This window comes from Nocardia tenerifensis NBRC 101015 (assembly GCF_000308715.1).
Classification (GTDB): domain Bacteria; phylum Actinomycetota; class Actinomycetes; order Mycobacteriales; family Mycobacteriaceae; genus Nocardia; species Nocardia tenerifensis.
This window is the reverse complement of the sequence record NZ_BAGH01000014.1, coordinates 1-4264: the sequence shown is the minus strand read 5'-3', so window position 1 is coordinate 4264 and position 4264 is coordinate 1. Positions and strand designations below refer to the sequence as shown.

Sequence of the window (4264 nt, the reverse complement as noted above, 5' to 3'; positions counted from 1 at the left end):
GGCGAGGAGGCCCCACCGTCGCGTGCTCGCACCACCGAGCCGCCGCCGGTCTGATCGGCCGCCCGCGCACCCCCACCCGACAGGCGCACGCCGGCCGTACCCGAACCCCACACCTGACCCAACCAGGAAGTAGGAAAACCCCCGATGAACAACCCATTCGACGATGACCGACGCCCAGTTCTACGTCTTGATCAACGCCGACGGCGAGCACTCGCTCTGGCCGATATTCGCCGCGGTGCCCGGCGGATGGACCATCGCCTACGGCGCGGCCGGCCGTAAAGCCTGTCTGCACTACGTCGAAACGCACTGGCTCGACATGCGACCCAAGTCACTCGTCGAGGCCATGTCCAACGAGAGCCCCTAGGTTCCCCGAAACTCGCGAAACCACCCGTATGGGCGGGCGCGTCGGTTCGCATCCCCTCTGTCGACCGGCGCGCCCCGCCCCCCCTGCTCGTACTTCGCTGCGCCCCAGTGCATCATGGACGTATGACGAATCAACGGATCACCCCTTCGCTGCCGGAGACGTTGATCGAAGCGGCCAGGCGCTGGGCGGCCGGACGTCCGACACACGCGCAGACGCAACAGATCAGCGGCTGGCTGGACGCGGTCATGCACCGCGCGCAGCCGCGAGACGCCGCGAAGTCCTGACGCCCCGCCGACCCCTGTCGAATACCGCTGCGCTACGCCTTTGTTCGCGCCGACTCGATCACCGAGCGGGCGTGCCTGCGCCACTCGGTCACCGCGCGCCCGCGGAACCCGGCGAGCGCCTCGTCGAACTTGCGCGCACGCTTCGTGACGGTCAGCCCGATATAGGTGTGATGACTGGTGATCGCTTGTGTCGCAACGGAACACGCCTCATCGATCTCTCCCGCGCTCAGCAACGCCGTGGCGTGTTCGAAGCGAACGAGGGCGGGCTCCATTGTTTCCTGAGGGTCGTAGAGGCTGAGCGCGCGGGCCGCGGCCGCGGCGGTTTCGGTGGCCCGGCCGAGATTCGAGTAGCCGATCGCCTGATAGAAGGCGAGCTTTTCCGGGCGATAGGAAAAGATCCCCACCGTAAGCTCCTCCGGCCCAACATTTTCCAATGCACGGCCGGATTTCTCGATACAGCGGGCGAACTGGACGGCATTTCCGAGGCTGGCGTGCGCCCTGGCCGCCATTCCCCACAGCCAGGCGGCGGCGGGGCCGTGCGCCGGATTTTCTTCGAGGCGGCCGCCGAGCAAGTTCAAGACTTCCTTCGGTTTGTCGCTGTAGGTGGGTAGATATGCCAGTCCGGCCAGCGCGATATCCTCGGAATAGCGATCACCGATGTCCTGCGCGGCGTGGATCGCGGTGCCGTACCACATCCGGGCCTGCCCGAGATGTCCCTCGTTGAACAGGATTTCGCCGACCACGTTGGCCAGCCTGCCCGCCGTGCGCACCAGCCGGACCTGATGATGAGTGGCCTGCCGCTGCGCGAGAGTGCCACGGACAGTGCGGAATTGCTCCAGCGTGGTGTGCAGCAGCTCATGCGGCGGCACCTGAACCACCCGTTTGCCCAGGGCCTCGGCCGACTGCTCGAGCAGCCCGAGTCGCCGCTCGCTGATCGACCCGGCATCCAGGGTGGCCAGCATCTTCTCCGGTTCGCCCGCCACCAGTTCCGCGGCCGTGCCGGTCAGGCCGACCCCGATGCAGGCCAATAACTCTCGCCTTCTCACGTCGTCATCCTCGACTTCCTTGTCGAGCCCGATGTCCCTACCGAGCTGGGTTTCCGTATCGGGCGCCGAGGCGACGGCTTCGGGTTCGAAGCCGCTGTCCCGGCCCGCGGTGACGGCCCGCTCGAATCGTGCGACGACGACCGGATCGGCTTCCGAGATGACCCGGTCGAGCAGACGTTGGCTTGCGGCGTGCATCCGGGTTGTCCGGCCGTTTTCCCACAAGACCACGGTGCGCGGGGTGACGCCCACCAGACGCGCGAATTCGTACCGACTTCGCCGCATCGCGGCGCGAAGCGCACGGACATCCTCGCCCGTCCAGTCGATCTCAACCATAGGTCCTGCTTCCTCGCACCAGGCTGATACAAACGGAAACTACCCGCATTTATCGCATTCGGGTCTGTTATCCACCGAATCGCAACATGCACGCTGAATCAGCACCCGGCTCCGAGGGTTCTGCCCAAACCCTTACCTGGGCGCCCGCATTCGGAATCCGATGCACGGTCCCGACACGGCCCGATCCATCCGTGTCGCGCGAGATTCCGTGGGCGCCTTTCGGCGCCGGGTGCGCAGACTTACGCGGAGGTGAACAATGGACGTATTGCCCACGGATGTCCGGGAATTATGGCTGGTCCAGAGCCGCGACTGCGCGCAGGATCCGGAGGGTCTCAGCTACGACCGAGCGCGGTTCATCCTCACCGTGCACGGCGGCCACGGCGCGCGCTGTCATCAATACCTCGCCGCGTCGGCCTTCTGTTTCCGCCGGGCCGCCGAGAAATGAACGAGGCGGGCCCGGCCGTCGCCGTGCCCGCCCCGTTTCGGGGGGTTGATTGATTCAGGCGGCCGCGGACAGCGCCGCGAACTCCTTGTCGGTCAGCGTGATCCGCGCGCCCTCAGTGTTCTCCTCCAGATGGGCGACGCTGGAGGTGCCGGGAATGGGCAGCAGCACCGGCGAGCGGCGCAGCAGCCAGGCCAGGGCGAGCTGGGCCGGGGTCGCGCCGTGTTCCTTCGCGATCGCGTCGAGCGGGCCGCCGGCTTTGGCGAGTTCGCCGGTGGCGATGGGGAACCAGGGAATGAACGCGATGTTCTCCCGCTCGGCGTAGTCGAGCACGTCCTCGTCGGTCCGGTTGCTCAGGTTGTAGAGGTTCTGCACCGAGACGATGGTGGCGATCTCGCGCGCCTGCTTCAGCTGTTCGACGCTCACCTGGGAGACGCCGATGTGCCGAATCTTGCCCTCCTGCTGCAAGAGTGCGAGCTCGCCGAGCTGATCGGCCAGCGGCACCTTGGGGTCGATGCGGTGCAACTGGTACAGCCCGATCTGCTCGAGGCCGAGGTGGCGCAGGCTGAGTTCGGTCTGCTGGCGCAGGTATTCGGGCCTGCCGACCGCGCGCCAGTCGCCGGGGCCGCTGCGGGTGAACCCGCCCTTGGTGGCGATGACGAGATCATCGGGGTAGGGGTGCAGGGCCTGTCGAATGAGCTGCTCGCTGACGAACGGACCGTAGGAGTCGGCGGTGTCGATGAAATTGATGCCGAGTTCGACGGCGCGCCGCAGCACCCGGATCGCCTCGTCGGGGTCCTTCGGATCACCCCAGACGCCCGGGCCGGTGAGCTGCATGGCTCCGTAGCCGAGCCGGTGGACGGGCAGATCGCCGCCGAGCGCGAAGTGCCGGACGCTTCGGCGGGCCGTGCGGTGAGGTCGGTGCTCATGGATGCGGTTCCTTCCGAGTCGCGCGAGGTCAGCCGAGCGCCCGCAGCAGCTCCTGTGCCAGCGGCGCGGACGAGGCCGGATTCTGTCCGGTGATCAGGTTGCGGTCGACGACGACCTTGGGCGCCCATGGCTCGCCCTCCTCGAAGTCGGCGCCCGATTCGACGAGCCGATCCTGCAGTAGCCACTTCGCCTTGTCGGCTAGGCCGCCCTGTCGTTCCTCCGCGTTGGTGAAGCCGGTGAGCCGGTAACCCGCGAAGGTGTTCGTGCCGTCGGGTCCGACGGCCGCGAGCATCGCGGCGGGCCCGTGGCACACCACCGCGAGGGGTTTGCCGGAACGCAGTGCGGCGGTGAGGAGTTCGCCGGATTCGGCGCTCACCGCGAGGTCCTCCATCGGCCCGTGGCCGCCGGGGTAGTACACCGCCGCGTAGTCGGCGAGGTCCACCTCGGACAGCTTGACGGGGTGCCGCAGTTCCGTGCTGGCGGCCAGCACCGCGGCGCGCTCGTCGGCGCCCTCCTGGCCGCCGTTGACCTCGGGGGACAGGCTGCCCTGGTCGACGGTCGGCACCACCCCGCCGGGGGTGGCGACCACGACCTCGTGGCCCGCCGCCTTCACCGCCTCGTACGGCACGGCGAACTCCTCGGCCCAGAATCCGGTCGGATGCCGGGTTCCGTCGGCGAGTGTCCAGGTGTCGGCGCCGGTCAGCACAAAAAGTAGTTTGGCCATGCCCCCGAGACTAGGACCGTCGTCGCAGCGTAGCCAATGGGATCGCCGATATCAGACATCGGAATTCCGATGACTTGTTCGCTCGGCGAAGACCGTGCGCGCCACCGCGATTCCATTGAGCGCGGCCGGGAAGCCCGCGTA

At 67.7% G+C, this 4264-nt stretch carries 4 protein-coding genes and 2 pseudogenes; 3 read left to right on the top strand and 3 right to left on the bottom strand.

Features of this window, described 5'->3' with window-relative positions; translation table 11 throughout:
* Positions 1-144 precede the first annotated feature (144 nt).
* Both ON39_RS01660 and ON39_RS48360 read left to right on the top strand, forming a co-directional pair.
* Positions 145-364, top strand: a pseudogene (locus ON39_RS01660) (MbtH family protein).
* Between the two features lie 122 nt (positions 365-486).
* Positions 487-648 carry a hypothetical protein gene (locus tag ON39_RS48360; RefSeq protein ID WP_157195396.1) on the top strand — a complete coding sequence of 54 codons (162 nt, stop codon included), beginning with the start codon at positions 487-489 and terminating at the stop codon, positions 646-648.
* Positions 649-680: 32 nt separating this feature from the next.
* Here ON39_RS48360 and ON39_RS01655 read toward each other — a convergent pair whose 3' ends face one another.
* Positions 681-2027, bottom strand: a complete 1347-nt coding sequence (locus ON39_RS01655; RefSeq protein ID WP_040729970.1) for a helix-turn-helix domain-containing protein — start codon at positions 2025-2027, stop codon at positions 681-683.
* A 256-nt stretch (positions 2028-2283) separates the two neighbouring features.
* Here ON39_RS01655 and ON39_RS01650 point away from each other — a divergent pair, with 256 nt between their 5' ends.
* Entirely contained in the window at positions 2284-2472 is a 189-nt protein-coding gene (locus ON39_RS01650) for a hypothetical protein (protein ID WP_040729968.1), read from the top strand.
* Positions 2473-2526: 54 nt separating this feature from the next.
* On the opposite strand, the pseudogene ON39_RS01645 reads toward ON39_RS01650, so the two are convergent.
* Together ON39_RS01645 and ON39_RS01640 are read right to left on the bottom strand one after the other, a co-directional pair.
* Positions 2527-3398, bottom strand: a pseudogene (locus ON39_RS01645) (aldo/keto reductase).
* Positions 3399-3427: 29 nt separating this feature from the next.
* Positions 3428-4123 (bottom strand): type 1 glutamine amidotransferase domain-containing protein, encoded by a 696-nt coding sequence (locus ON39_RS01640; protein ID WP_040729966.1) that lies wholly within the window; start codon positions 4121-4123, stop codon positions 3428-3430.
* Positions 4124-4264: the final 141 nt, after the last annotated feature.